This window comes from Hymenobacter artigasi, from assembly GCF_012275535.1.
Taxonomy (GTDB): domain Bacteria; phylum Bacteroidota; class Bacteroidia; order Cytophagales; family Hymenobacteraceae; genus Hymenobacter; species Hymenobacter artigasi.
In genome coordinates, this window is record NZ_JAAVTK010000006.1 from 37,596 (window position 1) to 56,648 (window position 19,053).

The window sequence follows — 19,053 nt, forward strand, 5'->3', positions numbered from 1 at the left end:
CAACGATTGAGTCACTACCACACGCGAGATGCTTCGGCTGCGCGGACGCCAGATGAGCATGACGTTCGTTGTTTCTTTCCTGCCTCAACCGCTCACCCCTCGTTCTTCATCACGTACCCCATGCCTACCAGCGTGTGAATCAGCTTGGGCTCGAACCCCTTATCCACTTTTTTGCGCAGGAAATTGATGTAGACATCAATCACATTCGAGCCGGTATCGAAGCTCAAATCCCAGACGTGCTCCAGCAAATCGGCGCGGGACACCACGCGGTTCTGGTTGCGCAGCAGGTACTCCAGCAGGGCAAACTCGCGGGCGGTGAGCTGAATGGCCTGTCCGGCGCGCTCCACGCGCTTGGCGCTGGGGTCGAGGCTGAGGTCGGCGAGGTGGAGGACGGCTTTGGGCGCGGGGGCTTCGGTGCGGCGGCGCACGAGGGCGCGCAGGCGGGCCAGCAGCTCATCGAAGGCAAAGGGCTTGACGAGGTAATCGTCGGCCCCGGCGTCGAGGCCCCGGATTTTATCATCCGTCTCGCCCAGCGCGGTGAGCATGAGGATGGGCACGCCGGGGTCGTGGGCACGCACCTGGCGGCACACTTCGAGGCCGCTGAGGCCGGGCAGCATCTGGTCGAGAATCAGGCAGTCGTACCTGTTTTCCTGGGCGCGGCGCAGGCCCAGCAGGCCATCGGCGGCGAGGTCAACGGTGTAGTCCTGCTCCGTCAGGCCCTGGTGCAGGAAGGCCGCCACGGAGGGCTCGTCTTCAACTAAAAGGATTTTCATGGGGCCGGAAGGTAGCGCCGCCGGCCCGAAAACACCGCCGGTTATTCTGCTGGCCCACGCACCAAAACAGATTATTAGCCCGTTAAGCGTCTTTCATAAAGCATTTTCGGGGCGCTATCGCAGCGCCATAGCCCCCGTGGCCGGGTGCAATGAGAGAGCAGCAGATTCCGCCGTTTCGGTAGTTGCCATGGCCGCCCCCAGCGGTGCCGACTGCCAACGCACACCCACCAGCAGTAAGCCGAACAGTAACAGTGCGAGGTAATAGCGGAAGTAGCGTTGAAAGTTTTTGAGCATGCAAGCAAACGGCTGAGGGCAACCCATCAGCAAGCAATTGGGTATTCTCATTTCATTACAAAATTAGCTTTTGCAGGTTTTCCGCAAGACTATTCCGGCTTAATTCAAGTTAATCCCCCGTGAATCCCTCGTATTTCTCGATGAGTGAGTATTTGCCGCAGTGCAGCCCAAAGCCAGCTGCCTGCCAGCACTTCCGCACCCGATAGTTCATTGACTTCGCCCGGTGCTTTAGCGCCGGGATTCGGGATGGCTTTTCACAGAATCGTCGAAAAATTCATCTCACCTTCATAATGGCTGATAGTGAGGCTTTAACACAACTCAACCCTACTTACCTGAGGGCCAGTTTTTTCATATTTCGAAGCCCGGTAGAACACAGACGAAAAAGCACCCGTAGGCAATTGTACTGCACCCGCAATCTCAAGCTTCCCTGCCCCTATGAGCCAAGTTACCCAAGCCCCGCCGCCCGTGGCCCTGGCCCCCACCCAGCCCGTCAGCCTTACCATCAACGGCCAGGCGCATACCCTACAAATTGCGCCCTGGACGACGCTGCTCGATGCCCTGCGCGAGTACCTCGACCTCACCGGCACCAAAAAAGGCTGCGACCACGGCCAATGCGGGGCCTGCACCGTGCTCGTCGATGGCAAGCGCATCAATTCCTGCCTCTCGCTGGCCGTGATGCAGGAAGGCAGCGAGATTCAGACCATCGAAGGCCTCGGCTCGGAAGACCAGCTCAGCCCGCTTCAGCAGGCGTTTATCGACCACGATGCTTTTCAGTGCGGCTACTGCACGCCGGGCCAGATTTGCTCGGCGCAGGGCCTTATCAACGAAGGCAAAGCCAGAACCGAAGCCGAAGTGCGGGAGCTGATGAGCGGCAACGTTTGCCGCTGCGGGGCCTACAGCAACATTCTCAGCGCGGTAATGGAAGTAGTGGGAAGGGAATTAAAAATTGAGAATTAAAAATTAAAAATGACTTCCTGTCAAATGACAGCAGCTCATTTTTCGCACCCGAAATTTTTAATTATTAATTCATAATTTTTAATTCAATACAATGAACAGTTTCACTTTCACCCAAGCCGCCGCCGTGGCGGGTGCCGTGCAGGATAAAGCCGCGCACGAAGGCTCGGCCTACATTGGGGGCGGCACCAATCTAGTCGATTTGATGAAGGAAAACGTGGCCCGCCCCACGCACCTCATCGGCCTCAAAAAACTGGGCCTCGACACCATCGAAACCCTGCCTGATGGCGGCCTGCGCCTCGGGGCCCTCGCCAGCAATGCCGACACCGCCTGGCACCCCGAAGTGGAGAAACGCTACCCGTTGCTGAACCAGGCCATTCTGGCCGGGGCCAGCCCGCAGCTGCGTAATATGGCCACCGACGGCGGCAACCTCATGCAGCGCACCCGCTGCTACTATTTCTACGACCTGGCCACGCCCTGCAACAAGCGCGAGCCCGGCTCGGGGTGCTCGGCCATCGGCGGCTACAACCGCGTGTGCGGCATTCTGGGCACCAGCGACTCGTGCATCGCCACGCACCCGAGCGATATGTGCGTGGCCCTGGCCGCCCTCGACACCACCGTGCGGGTAAGCGGCCCCAACGGCGAGCGCACCATCAAGTTTGAGGACTTCCACCGCCTGCCCGGCGACCACCCCGAGCGCGACAACACCCTGGAGCCCGGCGAGCTCATCACCGGCCTCGACCTGCCGGAAAAAGGCTTCGCGAAGAACTTCAGCTACCTCAAGCTGCGCGACCGCACCAGCTACGCCTTCGCGCTGGTGAGCGTGGCGGCCGCGCTGGAGCTGGACGGCAACACCATAAAAGATGCGCGCCTGGCGCTGGGTGGCGTAGCCCACAAGCCCTGGCGCGATAAGGAGGCCGAGGCAATGCTCATCGGCCAGCCCGCCACGGCCGATACCTTCCGCCGCGTGGCAGCTAAGGTGCTCGCAAATGCCAAAGGCTACGGGGAAAACACGTTTAAGATTGAGCTGGCTAAGCGCGCCATCGTGCGGGCGCTCAAGCAGGCTACTGAAATGAAGCAGGAAGTCGATACCAATGCTTTCCTGAATTCCAACCCGTAACCGTTGGGCTGTTCTGCTGAGCGCAGTCGAAGCATGACGGCCTGGCTTATCAATCACGGTAATAGCTTTTGAATCCTTATGACTCTCCAAACCGACTATATCGGCAAGCCCACCAGCCGCGTGGATGGCCCGGCCAAGGTGACCGGCACCGCCAAGTACGCCGCCGAATACAACGTGCCGAACCTGCTGTACGGCTATGTGGTGAGCAGCCCCATTGCTAAGGGTAAAATCACGAAAATCGACGCCGCGCCGGTGCTGGCACTGCCCGGCGTGCAGCAGGTTTTCTCGCACGAGAACGTGCCGCATTATGCCCTGCTCGACCGCAGCTACAAGGACCAGATTGCCCCCGGCGGCTCGCCGTTCCGGCCGCTACACGATGCCGAAATAAAGTACAGCCTGCAGCCGGTAGCGCTGGTAGTGGCCGACACGTTTGAGCTGGCCCGCTACGCTGCATCCATCCTGCACATCGAGTACGAGGAAGCTGCCCATGAAACCGAGCTGAGCCAGCACATCGACGAGGCCTATGAGCCTGGCCGCGGCAAAGCCGGCTACCAGCCGCCCAAGTCGCGCGGCAACTTCGGCAAGGGCTGGAAGGAAGGCGTGGCCCACATGGAGGCGCAGTACTCGCACCACGCCCAGCACCACAACCCCATGGAGATGTTTGCCACCACCGTGGAGTGGCTGGGCGACAAGAACCTGAACATCTACGACAAAACGCAGGGCGCCTTCAACAGCCAGCTGCTGGTAACCAAAGTTTTCGGACTGAGCAAGGACCAGGCGCGGGTGATTTCGAAGTACACCGGCGGCGGCTTCGGCTCCGGCCTGCGGCCCCAGTACCAGTTGTTGCTGGCCGTGATGGCTTCGCTGCAGTTGGAACGCTCGGTGCGCGTTTCGCTCACCCGCGAGCAGATGTTCAGTTTCGGCCACCGGGCCGAAACTCTGCAGCACGTAGCCCTGGCCACGGCGGCCGACGGCTCGCTCACCGGCATCAACCACTTCGCCGTGGCCGAAACCTCGCAGTTTGAGGATTTCACCGAAAACGTGGTGGGCTGGTCGGGCATGCTTTACAACTGCAAAAACGTGGAGCTGGGCTACCGCCTGGCCAAGGGCGACATCTACACGCCGCTGGATATGCGCGCCCCCGGCGCAGCCTCAGGCTCCATCGCGCTGGAAATTGCGATGGACGAGATGGCCTACGCCGCCGGCCTCGACCCGCTCGAATTCCGCCTGCGCAACTACTCTGATATCGACCAGGCCCAGGACCTGCCCTACTCCAGCAAGGCCCTGCGCAAGTGCTACCACGAAGGCGCCGCCAAATTCGGCTGGGAGCAGCGCACGCCCGAGCCCGGCTCGATGCGCGACGGCAACCTACTGGTGGGCTGGGGCATGGGCGGCGGCGTGTGGGATGCCTCCAAGATGCCCGCCACCGTAAAAGCCAGCCTCGACGCCGACGGCCACCTCACCGTGAGCAGCGGCACGAACGAAATCGGCACCGGCACCTACACCATTATGACGCAGATTGCGGCCGAAAGCATGGGCCTGCCCATCGAGGCCGTCACCTTCGTGCTGGGCGACACTACCCTGCCCCAGTCGCCAATCCAGGGCGGCTCCTGGACGGCCGCTTCGGTGGGCAACTCCGTGGTGGAGGCCTGCACCAAGCTGGGTGAAGCCTTGCTCAAACAGGCCCAGAAAATGGACCACCCGGCGTTCAAAGACGCCAAAATAGACGACGTGCAGTTTGCCAACGGCCAGATGCGCCTGCGCGCTGATGATACGCAGGCCGTGGTACTGCGCGATGTGGTGCAGGCCAGCGGCGAGCCCAAAATCGATGCCGAAAACTCCACCGTGCTGGCCAAGCTGGAAATGCTGAAACCGCCGAGATACTCCATGCACGCCCACAACGCCGTGTTTGTGGAGGTGAAAGTAGACCCCGAGCTGATGACCGTGCACGTCACCCGCGTGGTGAATGCCGTGGCCGCCGGCCGCATCATCAACCCCAAAACGGCCCGCAGCCAGGTGCTCGGCTCTGTGGTCTGGGGCTTGGGCATGGCCCTGATGGAAGAATCAGTGATGGACCACCGCTTCGGCCGCTACATGAACCATTCCCTGGCCGAATACCACGTTCCCGTGAACGCCGACATCCACGACATCGACGTCGTTTTCGTGAGCGAGGAAGATGACAAAGTCAATCCCCTCGGCATCAAAGGCCTGGGTGAAGTGGGCCTGCTGGGCGTGGCCGCCGCCGTGGCCAACGCCATTTACCACGCCACCGGCAAACGCGTGCGCGACATGCCCATTACGATTGACAAGCTGCTGTAGAAACGACGGCGGCCAGTGCCGCTGGAGTGACATAAAAACGCCCCGCAACTGCCTGGTTGCGGGGCGTTTTTATGTACAACGGTTTATAACCTGGCAATGGTCGGGCTAAAAATCGGTAGCCCAGCTTTGTACCGAGGCCAAACCGGCAATGCTTATCCAGCGCTACGAGGTACCCAAGCTATTGGAAATTCATAAAGAGCAGCCGAAGCGCTAATATACACTTTGGTTATAAAGTTATAAATAAAATCAATTTTGATTATGATTTCACACCAATTAAATTTGTAGAAATCAACTGTTCCAAGCGTTACTCCATACAGTACGGACAGCAGCCCTTTAGTCCATTCAGCCTTTTCATAAGGCTATATTAAACCACTTCCAAGATGAGCGCCAACCTGCACGACCTCCCCGCAGACAACTCCATCCTCCACGACCTAAACGCGGACGCCGCCCAGTGCCCTTTTCTCAACGGCGCGGTGAAGCAGACGGCCGGTGGCGGCCGCACCAACCGCGAGTGGTGGCCCAATATGCTCAAGCTGAGCATTCTGCGCCAGCATTCCACCCTGTCCGACCCCATGGACCAGGGCTTTAACTACGCCGAAGAGTTTAAGAAGCTCGACCTGAATGCTGTAAAGCAGGACCTGTTCGAGTTGATGACGACCTCGCAGGACTGGTGGCCGGCCGACTACGGCCATTACGGCCCCTTCTTCATTCGGATGGCCTGGCACAGCGCCGGCACCTACCGCATCTCCGACGGCCGCGGCGGCGCGGGCATGGGCATGCAGCGCTTCGCCCCCCTCAACAGCTGGCCCGATAATGCCAACCTCGACAAGGCCCGCCTGCTGCTCTGGCCCATCAAGCAGAAATACGGCAATAAAATCTCCTGGGCCGACCTTATCATCCTGACCGGCAACTGCGCCTTGGAGTCGATGAACCTGAAGCCTTTCGGCTTTGCCGGCGGCCGTGCCGATGGCTGGGAGCCGCAGGAAGACGTGTACTGGGGCCCCGAAACCGAGTGGCTCGGCGACAAGCGCTACGTAGACGACCGGCAGCTGGAAAACCCGCTGGCCGCTGTGCAGATGGGCCTCATCTATGTGAACCCCGAAGGCCCGGACGGTGAGCCCATCCCCGAGCGCTCGGCCCGCGACATTCGCGAAACTTTCGGCCGCATGGCCATGAATGACGAAGAAACCGTGGCCCTGATTGCCGGCGGCCACACCTTTGGCAAAACCCACGGCGCGGCCGACCCCGCCAAATTCGTGAACCGCGAGCCCGCCGGGGCTGCCATCGAGGAAATGAGCAAGGGCTGGCGCAACAGCTTCGGCAAAGGCCACTCCGAGCACACCATCACCAGCGGCCTTGAAGGTGCCTGGACCAGCACGCCCGCCAAGTGGAGCAACGACTACTTCGACAACCTGTTCGGCTACGAGTGGGAGCTGACCAAGAGCCCCGCCGGCGCGCACCAGTGGCGCCCCGTGAACGGCGGCGGCGCGGGCACCATCCCCGATGCCCATGACCCGGCCGTGACGCACGCCCCCTTCATGCTGACCTCGGACATCGCCCTGCGCGCCGACCCAGCGTATGAGAAGATTTCGCGCCGTTTCCACGAAAATCCCGACCAGTTTGCCGACGCTTTCGCCCGCGCCTGGTTTAAGCTGACGCACCGCGACATGGGCCCCAAGGAGCGCTACCTCGGCCCCGAGGTGCCTACTGAAGAGCTGCTCTGGCAAGACCCGATTCCCGCCATTACCTACCAGGTGGTTGAAGACCAGGACGTGGCCGCGCTAAAAGGCAAAATAGCCGATTCCGGTCTCACGGTGCCACAATTGGTATCCACCGCCTGGGCTTCGGCCTCCACCTACCGTGGCTCTGACAAGCGCGGCGGCACCGATGGCGGCCGTCTGCGCCTGGCCCCGCAGCGCTACTGGGAAGTGAGCAACCCGGCGCAGCTCTCCACCGTGCTGAACAAGCTCGGCGGCATTCAGCAGGATTTCAACAGCGCCCAGACCGGCGGCAAGCAGGTTTCGATGGCCGACCTCATCGTGCTGGCCGGCGTGGTCGGCATCGAGCAGGCTGCCAAAGCTGCTGGCCACGAGGTGACCGTCCCCTTCACCCCCGGCCGCGCCGATGCCACCCAGGAGCAGACCGACGTGGTATCGTTCGCCGCCCTAGAGCCGGCCGCCGATGGCTTCCGCAACTACCTCAAAACGCACCACCGCGCCGCCGCCGAGGAGCTGCTGATTGACAAAGCCCAGCTCCTGACCCTGACCGCTCCCGAGCTGACGGTGTTGTTCGGTGGCCTGCGCGCCATCAACATCAACTTCGATGGCTCGAACCACGGCGTATTCACCAACCACGCCGGCGCGCTCACCAACGACTACTTCCTGAACCTGCTGGACCTGAACACCACCTGGGCCAGCACCTCAGATGCACAAAACGCCTTCCAGGGCCGCGACCGCAAAACCAACCAGGTGAAGTGGACCGGTACCCGCGTCGACCTGATTTTCGGCTCGAACTCCGAGCTGCGCGCCTTGGCCGAGGTGTACGCCTGCGCCGATTCAAAAGAGAAGTTCGTGAAGGACTTCGTAGCCGTGTGGGCCAAGGTGATGAACCTCGGCCGCTTCGACCTGGCCAAGTCGTAATACCGCCCGCTAGCGCTTCCGCCCCGTGAGGTGTGGAATTAGCTGAAGCCTCAAAAGAAACGCCCCGTAACGAATTCGTTGCGGGGCGTTTTCTTGTTGTGTCAAATGAGTTTTAATTGTTATACTGCAACAACGTTAATCACAACATCTTCAAGAATCATCTTCGTAACGTCAACGGTTGGTATAATGAATTTCGAAAAAACAGTGCCTTCTGTCTTAGCAAACAAAACACCCCTCGAAGTTCCTACTGTAAGCATTGCCAAATGAATAAGAAAGCCTTTTGGAATGATTATCTTCTGCTCTTCTAGATTAGAAAGGCTATTCCAAGATTTTTCTTGAATTTTAAAATGACAACTTATGACAATTTTCAAGAAAGCATTCTTGGCTTGGCTGAATTCGAAACTTGCAAATACTCCTATTTGCTTATTACTCTGTTCTACCTTGAACTGCAGTTCTGTACCTAATTTGACTTCTTCCTTTTTAGGCCCATAGCTTTCCTCAAGAAGAGCAAATTGCTCAACTTTGATTCCTTTGAAGGAAAAACTTATTTGTGAATCTTTCTTATCCATTATCCTACCTCTGAGTATGAATACTCATCAGAGTATTTATTCGGCTCTAATTTAAAAATTTTAGCAGAAGACTGATAGCAACTTGGGGTATTATCTGCATATGAATCAAGATTTTGAACCACCTTTTCCATAGCAAAAACAGATTCTCTAACCGAGTTCCATTTCACCTCATAATAGCTAGCTAGAATAGGTATATCCAAGACAAGCTGCAATTTTAGCTGTGTCTCAAGTGTCAAATTTTCTTGACCTTTCACAATTTTATTAACCTGCTGGGGACTAACATTCATTGCTGCAGCCAAGTCCTTCTGCGACCATCCCATCTCATCTAGCTTTTTCATAACCTTAATAGCAATTTGCTGCGATTCGCGCAACATTTCTCTATTCTTGATTCGCTCTTTGTTTTTTTCTAAAGTAGAACTTTTCTCTTTAGAAACTAAGGCCAGAAACTTTTCTTTGTTGGTCATCACTAATTTTCGATTAATAACTCGAAGAATGAATCCTCATCAAACACACCGTTACTTCTGAAATACTCTCTTGCTGCATTTAATTTTTTTAACTCCATTTCAGTATCTGGATGCTCGTCCATTCTTTGGCTCATTTTTATTGCACCCCCAGTAATCACAAAACAATTAGAATCAATTTTTACTGCATATAGTCTAAGCTTATTTCTTCTTATTTTTCCTTTCTGCAAAGAAAGCGTTACCCTTTTTCTTTCTGACTCTTGCAATGCTTCAAAGTATAGTTCAAGGTCATCTCGACTATGAATTATATCTTCTAAGAAGTCTTGAACAACTTCCGCACACCTTGATATATCTTCTATAAACCCATATACGTCAGCTACATCATTTTGTATAGCGTATTCGCGCAGATATTCTGTATCTGTCCATAAGTCCATCATTCTGTCGTACTCATTTTCTGTCTCGCCGTCATAGCGAAAAGAGTACAGATTCTCCGCAAATATAGAAACGACTTCCATTAAATCAACCTATAGGTTTATTTTTTGTTTGTTTTACAGACCCTCTTTTGCTGCGTTTGGTTCATCTGTACCTCTTTGCCAATCCATTAAGGGCAACCTCATAGCTTTAACGGCCCAATCTATAGAATAAAGGGCGGTTATGCACGCTATAACAACTCCACCTGTGTACCAATAGCCAATCTAAGCACTTGTTTTTGGCGCATATGATTGCTAGAACACAGGCCCAAAAGCACCTCTGGACGCGGCAGATGCGGGCGCAAAAATTAATAGCACTCCGGGATACCTTCATTTCCGCTTCATGCCGGCGGGGGGAAGTTTGTACTGTCAACCCACGACACAAGCTGCGCGGCTTCGCCCCTCCCACCCTGCGATGTGCGCTTTCGGCTTGGTTTGGAGCCGGCAGGTTTGCCGGCGGCCAAGGGCGTTTTGCTGTTTGAGCGAAGCCTTCCGTGCAGTATGTATACCCCCAATCAGGCACCTCCGGCCCCGATGGCTTTTGTGAGATGATTGCCAATCTCCCCGTGCCAGTGGGCCACGGTGCAGTTCCCCGGCCTGATTAGTTACCGGCCAGCCGGCTTTCCCAAGGCATCGCGGACCTAGCCAACTGCCCGGTGCAACTACCTGAATGACCATTCCCTATGCAATACCACCCGCCTGTCACGTTACCCAAGGTTCTTATGAAAAGAGTAATCATGCTGCTGAGCTGCGGCGTTTTGTTCTACACCACCAGCTGCAAGGAAGAGAAAAAGGAAGTAGAAGAGCAGATTAAGCTGGTCGCCACCAGCCCCTTGCAGAAAGACACCACCATTACCAAGGAGTACGTGGCACAGGTGCACTCCTACCAGCGCATCGAGCTGCGGGCTCTGGAGAAAGGCTATCTGGAGAAGATTTTTGTGGATGAAGGCCAGCATGTTTCGCAGGGCCAAACCATGTTTCAAATTAAGCCCACGATATACCAGGCCGAGCTGAAAAAGTCGCAGGCCGAGGCGCACTACGTGCAGATGGAGTACCAGAACACCAAGAAGCTGGCCGACAAGAACATCGTGTCCAGCAGCGAGTTGGCGCTGGCCCAGGCCAAGTACGACAAGGCCAACGCCGACGTATCGCTGGCCCAGACGCACCTGCAATTCACGACTGTGAAAGCCCCGTTCAGCGGCATCATGGACCACTTCCAGGGCCGCCTGGGCAGCCTGGTGGATGAGGGCGACTTGCTAACCACGCTCTCCGACAACAGCAAAATGTGGGTGTACTACAACGTGCCCGAAGCCGAATACCTGGCTTACAAGGAGCACGCCAAAGCCAGCGACAAGGCGGCGCATGTGAAGCTGCGGATGGCCAACAACGAGGTATTCGACCAGACCGGCATTGTGCAAACCATTGAGGCTGATTTCAATAACGAAACCGGCAACATTGCCTTCCGCGCTACCTTCCCCAACCCCGATGGCCTGCTGCGCAACGGCGAAACCGGCAGCGTGCTCATGACCGTGCCGCTGAAAGGGGCGCTGATTATCCCGCAGAAAGCCACCTTCGAGGTTCTGGAGAAAAAGTATGTCTTCGTAGTCGACAAAGACAACGTGGTGCACCAGCGCGAGGTAGGCATCGCCTCCGAAATGCCTGATTTGTACATCATCAACTCCGGCATCAAAGCTACCGACCGCATCCTGCTCGAAGGCCTGCGCAAGGTGAAAGACGGCGATAAAATACGCTACGACTTCAAAGCCCCGCAGACGGTCATCTCGCATTTGAAGGTGTACAGCGAGTAACGTCCGCCGGTCTGACCGCCCTAGGCGGTCAGACCGGAGCAGGCGGCCCCTTTTCCTATTATCAAACCAGCCAGCAGAATATGTTTAGTAAATTCATTCGTAGGCCAGTATTTGCCATTGTTATTTCGATTGTCATCCTGCTGATGGGCGGGCTGGCTATTATGAAGCTGCCCACGTCGCAGTTTCCGGAGATTTCGCCGCCGCTCGTGATGGTGAGCGCGGCCTACCCCGGAGCCAGCGCCAAGGTGCTCACCGAGTCGGTGCTGATTCCGCTGGAGCAGGCCGTGAACGGCGTGCCGGGCATGAAGTACATGACCTCCGACGCCGTGAGCGCCGGCGAGGCCAACATCCAGATTGTGTTCAACCTGGGCACCGACCCCGACCAGGCCGTGGTGAACGTGAACACCCGCATCGCGCAGGTGCTCAACCGCCTGCCAATCCTGGTGCAGCGCGAGGGCGTGATTGTGAACCGCGTGGTGCCTAACATGCTGATGTACGTGAACTTGTACTCGAAAGACAAGAACACGGACATGAAGTACCTGTTCAACTACGCCGGCGTGAACATGATACCCGAGTTGCAGCGCTTGGGTGGCATTGGCCGGGCCAGCATTCTGGGCAGCCGGCAGTACGCCATGCGTATCTGGCTGAAACCCGACCGGATGCGGGCCTACAATATCTCCGTCGATGACGTGATGAAGGCGCTGGATGAGCAGTCCGTGATTGGCTCGCCGGGCCGGATTGGCCGCTCCGATGGCGGGCAGGCACAGTCGCTGGAATACGTGCTGAGCTACAAGGGCCGTTTCAACGAAATAGACGAGTATAAAAACGTGATTCTCAAGGCCAACTCCAACGGGGAAAGCCTGCACCTGAAAGACGTGGCCAATGTGGAGCTGGGCTCGGAGTTCTACGACATCTACTCCAACCTGAACCAGTACCCGTCGGCGGCTATCGTGCTGAAGCAGACCTACGGCTCGAACGCTTCGGACGTAATTAAAGAGGTGAAAGGCAAGCTCGAAGAGTTGAAGAAAACCTTCCCGCCGGGCATGGACTACAAAATCACCTACGACGTGTCGAACTTCCTCGATGCCTCGATTGAGAACGTAATCCACACCCTGCGCGACGCCTTTATTCTGGTGGCGTTGGTGGTGTTCCTGTTCCTGGGAGACTGGCGCTCGACGCTGATTCCGGCGCTGGCCGTGCCGGTGTCGCTGGTGGGCTCGTTCATGGCGATGCAGGCGTTTGGCCTCACCATCAACATGATTACGCTGTTTGCGCTGGTGCTTTCCATCGGTATCGTGGTCGATAACGCCATTGTGGTGATTGAGGCCGTGCACGCCAAGATGGATGAGCAGCACCTGTCACCTTATAATGCAGTGCGGCAAGTAGTTGGCGAAATCAGCGGGGCCATCATCGGCATCACCATCATGATGACGGCCGTGTTCATCCCGGTATCGTTCATGAGCGGCCCGGTGGGCATTTTCTACCGTCAGTTCTCCATTACCATGGCCACGGCCATTGTGATTTCGGGCATCGTGGCCCTCACGCTGACGCCGGTGCTCTGCGCCATGATTCTGAAAAACCACCACGGTGAGGCCAAGAAGCAAACGCCCATGCAGCGCTTCTTCGACTGGTTCAACCGGGGCTTCGAGAAGCTGACCAACGCCTATACCGGCCTGCTGTCGCGCATTGTGGCCAACCGGCTCATCACCTTCGGGATGCTGATTGCCTTCGGCCTCGGTATCTGGGCCATTGCGGCGAAGCTGCCGGCTGGCTTTATTCCGAGCGAAGACCAGGGCCTGATTTATGCCATTGTGCAAACGCCGCCTGGCACCACGCTGGAGCAAACCAACGCCGTATCGCAGCGCCTGGCCGGCCTGGCCAAGGACATTCCCGGCGTGGCCAACATCTCCTCCCTGGCCGGCTACGAAGTACTGACCGAAGGCCGGGGCTCGAACGCTGGCACACTGCTGCTCGACTTGAAGCCGTGGTCGGAACGCAAGGAATCGATTGCCGAAATCGTGGAAAACCTGGAGAAAAAAGCCAAGCAGATTCCCGGCGCGACCATCGAATTCTTCGAGCCGCCGGCAGTGCCGGGCTACGGCGCGGCGGGTGGTTTCCAGCTGCAATTGCTGGATAAAACCAACTCGGGCGACTACAAAGCGCTGGAAAAAGTGAACAATGAGTTCATGGTTCAGCTGAAAAAGCGCAAGGAGCTGGCCGGCCTGTTCACCTTCTTCTCGGCCGAATACCCGCAGTACGAGCTGAAAATCGACAACGAGCTGGCCATGCAGAAAGGCGTGAGCATCGGCAACGCCATGAATACGCTGAGCATCATGGTAGGCTCGACCTACGAGCTGGGCTTCATCAAATACCAGCGCTTTTTCAAGGTGTACGTGCAGGCTTCGCCCGAATACCGACGGCTGCCGGAGGACATCCTGAACATGTGGGCCAAGAACGACAAGGGCGAAATGGTGCCATTCTCGGCCTTCATGAAAATCGTGAAGTCGCAGGGTGCCAACGAAATCAACCGCTACAACATGTACACCACCGCCTCCATCCGGGGCGGCGCGGCGGAAGGTTTCAGCAGCGGCGAGGCCCTGAAAGCCGTGCAGGAAGTAGCCAAGACCCTGCCCCACGGCTACGACATCGACTGGGGCGGCCTGTCGAAAGACGAAGTGGGCCGCGGCAACGAATCGACCGTGATTTTCCTGGTCGTGCTTGTGTTCGTGTACCTAGTGCTGGCCGCGCAGTACGAAAGCTTCCTGCTGCCGCTGGCCGTTATCTTCTCGCTGGTAGCCGGGGTGTTCGGGTCGTTCCTGTTCATCAAGATGTTCGGTCTGGCCAACGACATCTACGCCCAGGTGGGCCTGGTCATGCTGGTAGGTCTGCTGGGTAAAAACGCGGTACTTATCGTCGAATTCGCGGCCCTGAAGCACGAGGAAGGCATGTCCGTCCGCGATGCGGCCATTGAAGGTGCCAAAGTGCGATTCCGCCCGATTTTGATGACTTCGTTCGCCTTCATCGCCGGCCTGATTCCGCTGGTGGTGGCCACCGGCGCGGGCGCCATCGGCAACCGTACCATCGGTAGCTCGGCACTCGGCGGCATGCTGTTCGGCACGGTGTTCGGGGTAATTATCATCCCCGGCCTGTACTACTTCTTCGGCACCCTGGCTGGCGACAACAAGCTGATTCGCGACGAAAACGAGTCGCCCATCCTCGAAGGTGTAGAGCCCCGCGTGACGCTGGAGGAAATGGAGCCTTACGCCTAGTGGAATCCGAATAGCTGGCGCGCGTCTGTGACGCGTGCCGACTGGGTTCGAGCCTTTGGCTCGGGGGAGAACAATCGGCTTGCTGGCGCACATCTGCGACGCGTGCCGACTGGAAAAAATGAACCGCCACTCACGATTACCAATAAATCCGATACCCGAGCCGCAGGCTCGAAACCAGTCGGCACGCGTCGCAGACGCGCGCCAGCAAGCCAGAAGAAATCAAGCTCATTATGCTTAAAAAACGAATTTATCAATGCCTCGGCGCGGCCAGCCTGGCCCTCGCCGTGGGGGCCTGCAAAACGCCCGAGCTGGTGGTGAAGAACGAAAGCCGCAACGTGCCGGCCAGCTATTCGACCGCCACCGCCACCTCGGCCACTTCCCTCGATAGCGCCAACACGGCCAGCGTGCAGTGGAAGCAGTTTTTCACCGACCCCAACCTGCAGGCGCTGATTGGCACCGCCCTGCAAAACAACCAGGAGCTGAACATCACGCTCCAGGAAATCGAGATTGCCAAAAACGAAATCCGCGCCCGTCAGGGCGAGTATTTACCTTTCGTGCGCCTCGGTGCCCGGGCCGACGCGGAAAAAGTGGGTCGCTACACCCTGCAAGGCGCGACCGAGGAGAATATCGACATCAAGGAAGGCCGCCGCACGCCCGACCCGCTCACCAACTTCCAGGTGGGTGCGTTTGCCACCTGGGAGGTCGATATCTGGCACAAGCTGCGCAACGCCAGGAAGGCCGCCGCCATTCGCTACCTGGCCACTGTGGAGGGTAAAAACTTCATGGTGACCAACCTGATTGCCGAAATCGCCAACTCCTACTACGAGTTGCTGGCCTACGACAACCAGCTGGCCATCGTGCAGCAGAACATTGGTATCCAGACCAATGCGCTGGAGTTGGTGAAGTTCCAGAAGGAATCGGCCCGTGCCACCGAGCTGGCCGTGAAGCGCTTCGAGGCCCAGGTGCAGCACACCCGCGCCCTGCAGTTCAAGCTCCAGCAAAGCATCGTCGAAACCGAGAACCGGCTGAACTACCTGGCCGGCCGCTACCCGCAGCCGGTGGCCCGCAACGCGCAGTCGTTTAACGACCGGCTGCCGGCGACCATCCAGGCTGGCTCGCCCGCACAGCTGCTGGCCAACCGCCCCGATATCCGGCAGGCCGAACAGCAGCTCACCGCCGCCAAAATCGACGTGCAGGTGGCCCGGGCCAATTTCTACCCCTCGCTGGGCATCACGGGCGGCGTCGGCTTGGCGGCCTTCACACCCGGCCTGCTGGTATCCTCGCCCCAGTCGTTGCTCTACGCGCTGGGTGCTGACTTGGCCGGCCCGCTGTTTAACCGTAACGGCATTAAGGCGTTCTACTACAACGCCAACGCCCTGCAAACGCAGGCCGTGTACCGCTACGAAAAGACCGTGCTAAACGCCTACGTCGAAGTGTCGAACCAGGTCGCCAGCATCAGCAACCTGGCCCAGAGCTACGACGCGAAAGCCAAGGAAGTGGCAGCCCTCAACCAGTCGGTGGAAATCTCCAACAGCCTCTTCCGCTACGCCCGCGCCGACTACACGGAAGTTCTCTTCACCCAGCGCGACGCCCTGGAATCGAAGTTCGACCTCATCGAAACCCGCATGCAGCAGCTTAACGCCTCGGTGAACGTGTACCGCGCCCTGGGTGGCGGCTGGAAGTAACCAAGCCCCCGCGCGTAGCTGAAACAGCTATTGCCGCACAGAGAAACGCCCCGCAACTGGTTTGTTGCGGGGCGTTTCTTATTAGAGAATTTGTACCGTTTACGCTAGCAGACGTTTTCCAAACTAACGCCTTCTTGGCGCACTACGGGTATGAGGCTGAACGTACGTTCCGTTTTTGCGAGTATATCCTTTAACATGAACTGGGCCACCAGAGCTTTTCGAGCTGCTAGAAGAAGAGTTATAAGTGGATGTTGATTTGGTTGAGGAATATCCATAAAGATTTCCATCAATAGCAGAGTTGTACTTGTGGTAATTCCCGAGAACAGGATTATAAGCGTAACCAGTATACGTTTCAAAAATGATGTAGTGATATTTCTTTGATTTTTTCCTGCTTAAAACTCTGCTTCCAACTGGGACAGTATAAGTAAGTGTAGTAGCTGTATCAGATGCCGCATATAGTTTTGTCGGTTCAGAAGTTTGTCCTACATAATAGATGTTTGTGCAACTAAAAAAACCATTACTAAGGCACACAAGCAAGAAATACAGAGCAAATTTTTTGAAAATTTTTATCATGGTGTTGGGGTTTGTGAAGTTTTTTTTAAAAGACTAGAAGGCATGCTTTATCAAATGTATCGCTCTAATTTTTGAATCGTCCCAATATCACTTGGTCATAATCATAACCAATATCGTCAGGAAAGTGCCCCTTAGTATCTGGATAGACTAATTGCACATACTCAAAATCTTCATTCCCGTAGAATCGAAGGCTAGAAAGGATATAATCCGTTAACATATCTTTCGATACCTCAATCAGATAAGCTGGAAACCTATCAGTGAGGTTTTGCAGTTTTTCGTTCAACGGAATTAAGCCATTATCCTTGAATTTGCTCACATAATTTGCAATGAGTTCATGTGATAAATTTTGGGGCAAAGCTGAAATAAAAATCTCTGGTATTCCGAATCTCTTATAAACCCCAGTTGAATAACAAAATGAAGGCGTACTATCACCAAAGACAAAGGTTGAGTGATAACCATATTTCTTCATGGCATCCGCAACTTTCTCATGATATTCTTTTACCTGTTGGTCAGTCATAGTTTTTTGATGATAGAGCGTATTTGACGCTGTCGGCCGGCAATTCAATGATTTTAAGTTTCGGGTTCTCTCAATCGCCTCAATCCCCAGTTGCTTCAGTCGCTCAAGGTGCTCCTTCATGGCGTTGAGTTGTTCGGGGGCGTGTCCCTACAAGTCGAGGACTTCCTCGGTTACCCAAAGCGGGCTTTTGGAACGGTAAAACTAGGTGGATTTGCCAGATAGCTCCTCTTGCTGATTCATCTCTGTGGTCACCTGATTGTTGGTGCGGCAATTTATCCAACTGTAGTTGAACATCCCGTTTGATAGCTCAGAAACTACTGCCGCTGGAAGCCCCCATAAAACTACCCCCACCGGTACCGGGTTATCATAACCCCGCCCCGCTCTGGGGCGTATTTCCGTCAGCCAACGCCTGACCCATGACTGAACTCCAACGCCTGCTCCTCGCCTACGACCGCCACCGCGCCGAGGCCCGCCCCTGCGCCCTGGCCACGGTGGTCGAAGTGCTGGGTTCGGCCTACCGCCGTCCCGGGGCCCGCATGCTCGTCACCGAAGACGGCGAGCTGACCGGGGCCATCAGCGGGGGCTGCCTGGAGGGTGATGCCCGCCAGCGGGCCCGCCAGGCCATTTTCCGGGGCCAGCCGGCGCTGGTTACCTACGACACCCGCGACGAAGACGACCTGCGCCACGGCCTCGGCCCCGGCTGCCAGGGCGTGGTCCGCATCCTGCTGGAGCCGCTGGATTTTGCCGCCGCTGACAACCCCGTGGAACTGCTGCGCGGCTTCGCCCAACACCCTGAGCCGGCTGTGCTGGCCACCGTGTTCGAAACCGATGCTTTGGGCTTGAAGGCGGCCGTGGGGCAGCGGGTGCTGCTCTCGGCCGCCGGCGCGCTGCGCGGTACTCCCCTATTGGCCGGCCCGCTAGCCGAGGCGGCCCGCGCCACGCTGGCGCAGGGTCTGTCGCGGGTGCTCGATATTGAAACCGATGCCGGCCCGGTGCGGGCACTGCTGGAGGTGCTGGTGCCGCCGCTGCGCTTGGTGGTCTACGGCGCGGGCAACGACGCACAGCCGCTGGTGCACCTGGCGGCCTCGCTCGGCTGGCACATCACCGTAATGGATGGCCGGCCCAATCTGGCCACGGCCGCCCGCTTCCCTGAGGCAGCGGAGGTCCGCATCGTGCCGGTGCGTGAGCTGGAAACGCAGGTGCCCGATGCGGGCGCTTACCACGTTTTGCTCAGCCATAACTACACCTACGACCTAGCCGCGCTGCAAATCCTGCTGCCCACGGCCACGCCCTACATTGGCCTGCTTGGTCCGCGCGCCAAGGCCGGCCGGCTGCTGCGCGAGGAACTGGAATTAACCGAAAGTGAGATTGCCGATGTGCTGCACAACCGCTTGCACAGCCCTATCGGCCTCGATTTGGGCAGCGAAACGCCCGAAGAAATTGCACTGGCCATCGTGGCCGAGATTCAGGCGCGGCAGCACCACCGCAACGGGCGGCCACTGCGCGAGCGGGCCGGCACCGTGCACGCGCCGCTGGTACCGCTGCTGGCCTCAATGGCTGAAAAAGCTGGTTAGTCGCTATTTTCAGCGACGTTTATCAACT

The 19,053-nt window shown here is 57.2% G+C and carries 14 protein-coding genes; 8 read left to right on the top strand and 6 right to left on the bottom strand.

Annotated elements, in window-relative coordinates; genetic code table 11:
- Window positions 1–92: 92 nt before the first annotated feature.
- Complete coding sequence (locus HBN54_RS11270) at window positions 93–773, bottom strand: response regulator transcription factor (protein WP_168673314.1); 681 nt, start codon at window positions 771–773, stop codon at window positions 93–95.
- Window positions 774–1,502: 729 nt separating this feature from the next.
- Between HBN54_RS11270 and HBN54_RS11280 the strand changes: the two genes are divergently transcribed.
- The 4 genes from HBN54_RS11280 (at window position 1,503) to katG (ending at window position 8,099) form a co-directional block, all read left to right on the top strand.
- The gene (locus HBN54_RS11280; RefSeq protein ID WP_168673316.1) at window positions 1,503–2,024 is read left to right on the top strand and encodes a (2Fe-2S)-binding protein; all 522 of its coding nucleotides are present in this window, start codon (window positions 1,503–1,505) and stop codon (window positions 2,022–2,024) included.
- A gap of 91 nt (window positions 2,025–2,115) precedes the next feature.
- Window positions 2,116–3,141 carry an FAD binding domain-containing protein gene (locus HBN54_RS11285; RefSeq protein WP_168673317.1) on the top strand — a complete coding sequence of 342 codons (1,026 nt, stop codon included), beginning with the start codon at window positions 2,116–2,118 and terminating at the stop codon, window positions 3,139–3,141.
- Between the two features lie 78 nt (window positions 3,142–3,219).
- Complete coding sequence (locus tag HBN54_RS11290) at window positions 3,220–5,460, top strand: xanthine dehydrogenase family protein molybdopterin-binding subunit (RefSeq protein WP_168673318.1); 2,241 nt, start codon at window positions 3,220–3,222, stop codon at window positions 5,458–5,460.
- A 380-nt stretch (window positions 5,461–5,840) separates the two neighbouring features.
- Complete coding sequence (katG, locus tag HBN54_RS11295; protein WP_168673319.1) at window positions 5,841–8,099, top strand: catalase/peroxidase HPI; 2,259 nt, start codon at window positions 5,841–5,843, stop codon at window positions 8,097–8,099.
- Between the two features lie 119 nt (window positions 8,100–8,218).
- Here katG and HBN54_RS11300 read toward each other — a convergent pair whose 3' ends face one another.
- The 3 genes from HBN54_RS11300 to HBN54_RS11310 are packed head-to-tail and all read right to left on the bottom strand — an operon-like array spanning window position 8,219 to window position 9,644.
- A complete protein-coding gene (locus HBN54_RS11300; RefSeq protein ID WP_168673320.1) occupies window positions 8,219–8,668 on the bottom strand; it encodes a hypothetical protein in 450 nt (149 codons plus the stop codon).
- Window positions 8,668–9,132, bottom strand: a complete 465-nt coding sequence (locus HBN54_RS11305) for a helix-turn-helix transcriptional regulator (protein WP_168673321.1) — start codon at window positions 9,130–9,132, stop codon at window positions 8,668–8,670. The genes HBN54_RS11300 and HBN54_RS11305 overlap by 1 nt, the downstream gene beginning before the upstream one ends.
- A gap of 2 nt (window positions 9,133–9,134) precedes the next feature.
- Window positions 9,135–9,644, bottom strand: coding sequence for a hypothetical protein (locus tag HBN54_RS11310; protein WP_168673322.1), 510 nt, complete (start codon window positions 9,642–9,644; stop codon window positions 9,135–9,137).
- Window positions 9,645–10,321: 677 nt separating this feature from the next.
- Between HBN54_RS11310 and HBN54_RS11315 the strand changes: the two genes are divergently transcribed.
- From HBN54_RS11315 to HBN54_RS11325, 3 genes are all read left to right on the top strand, one after another.
- Complete coding sequence (locus HBN54_RS11315; RefSeq protein WP_168673323.1) at window positions 10,322–11,407, top strand: efflux RND transporter periplasmic adaptor subunit; 1,086 nt, start codon at window positions 10,322–10,324, stop codon at window positions 11,405–11,407.
- A gap of 80 nt (window positions 11,408–11,487) precedes the next feature.
- Window positions 11,488–14,676: an efflux RND transporter permease subunit gene (locus tag HBN54_RS11320; protein WP_168673324.1), complete on the top strand. Its 3,189-nt coding sequence runs from the start codon at window positions 11,488–11,490 to the stop codon at window positions 14,674–14,676.
- 230 nt (window positions 14,677–14,906) lie between these two features.
- Window positions 14,907–16,361 (top strand): efflux transporter outer membrane subunit, encoded by a 1,455-nt coding sequence (locus HBN54_RS11325; protein ID WP_168673325.1) that lies wholly within the window; start codon window positions 14,907–14,909, stop codon window positions 16,359–16,361.
- 123 nt (window positions 16,362–16,484) lie between these two features.
- On the opposite strand, the gene HBN54_RS11330 is transcribed toward HBN54_RS11325, so the two are convergent.
- Together HBN54_RS11330 and HBN54_RS11335 are read right to left on the bottom strand one after the other, a co-directional pair.
- Window positions 16,485–16,934: a hypothetical protein gene (locus HBN54_RS11330; protein WP_168673326.1), complete on the bottom strand. Its 450-nt coding sequence runs from the start codon at window positions 16,932–16,934 to the stop codon at window positions 16,485–16,487.
- Between the two features lie 64 nt (window positions 16,935–16,998).
- The gene (locus tag HBN54_RS11335; RefSeq protein WP_210428041.1) at window positions 16,999–17,571 is read right to left on the bottom strand and encodes a DUF4262 domain-containing protein; all 573 of its coding nucleotides are present in this window, start codon (window positions 17,569–17,571) and stop codon (window positions 16,999–17,001) included.
- 296 nt (window positions 17,572–17,867) lie between these two features.
- Here HBN54_RS11335 and HBN54_RS11340 point away from each other — a divergent pair, with 296 nt between their 5' ends.
- Window positions 17,868–19,025: an XdhC family protein gene (locus HBN54_RS11340; RefSeq protein ID WP_168673328.1), complete on the top strand. Its 1,158-nt coding sequence runs from the start codon at window positions 17,868–17,870 to the stop codon at window positions 19,023–19,025.
- Window positions 19,026–19,053: the final 28 nt, after the last annotated feature.

Coding starts and splice junctions, on each gene's coding strand:
- HBN54_RS11335 (WP_210428041.1), bottom strand. CDS start 17,571: ATGAAGGAGCACCTTGAGCGACTGAAGCAACTGGGGATTGAGGCGATT.
- HBN54_RS11280 (WP_168673316.1), top strand. CDS start 1,503: ATGAGCCAAGTTACCCAAGCCCCGCCGCCCGTGGCCCTGGCCCCCACC.
- HBN54_RS11310 (WP_168673322.1), bottom strand. CDS start 9,644: ATGGAAGTCGTTTCTATATTTGCGGAGAATCTGTACTCTTTTCGCTAT.
- HBN54_RS11290 (WP_168673318.1), top strand. CDS start 3,220: ATGACTCTCCAAACCGACTATATCGGCAAGCCCACCAGCCGCGTGGAT.
- HBN54_RS11340 (WP_168673328.1), top strand. CDS start 17,868: ATGACTGAACTCCAACGCCTGCTCCTCGCCTACGACCGCCACCGCGCC.
- HBN54_RS11270 (WP_168673314.1), bottom strand. CDS start 773: ATGAAAATCCTTTTAGTTGAAGACGAGCCCTCCGTGGCGGCCTTCCTG.
- HBN54_RS11320 (WP_168673324.1), top strand. CDS start 11,488: ATGTTTAGTAAATTCATTCGTAGGCCAGTATTTGCCATTGTTATTTCG.
- HBN54_RS11300 (WP_168673320.1), bottom strand. CDS start 8,668: ATGGATAAGAAAGATTCACAAATAAGTTTTTCCTTCAAAGGAATCAAA.
- HBN54_RS11305 (WP_168673321.1), bottom strand. CDS start 9,132: ATGACCAACAAAGAAAAGTTTCTGGCCTTAGTTTCTAAAGAGAAAAGT.
- HBN54_RS11325 (WP_168673325.1), top strand. CDS start 14,907: ATGCTTAAAAAACGAATTTATCAATGCCTCGGCGCGGCCAGCCTGGCC.
- HBN54_RS11315 (WP_168673323.1), top strand. CDS start 10,322: ATGAAAAGAGTAATCATGCTGCTGAGCTGCGGCGTTTTGTTCTACACC.
- HBN54_RS11330 (WP_168673326.1), bottom strand. CDS start 16,934: ATGATAAAAATTTTCAAAAAATTTGCTCTGTATTTCTTGCTTGTGTGC.
- HBN54_RS11285 (WP_168673317.1), top strand. CDS start 2,116: ATGAACAGTTTCACTTTCACCCAAGCCGCCGCCGTGGCGGGTGCCGTG.
- katG (WP_168673319.1), top strand. CDS start 5,841: ATGAGCGCCAACCTGCACGACCTCCCCGCAGACAACTCCATCCTCCAC.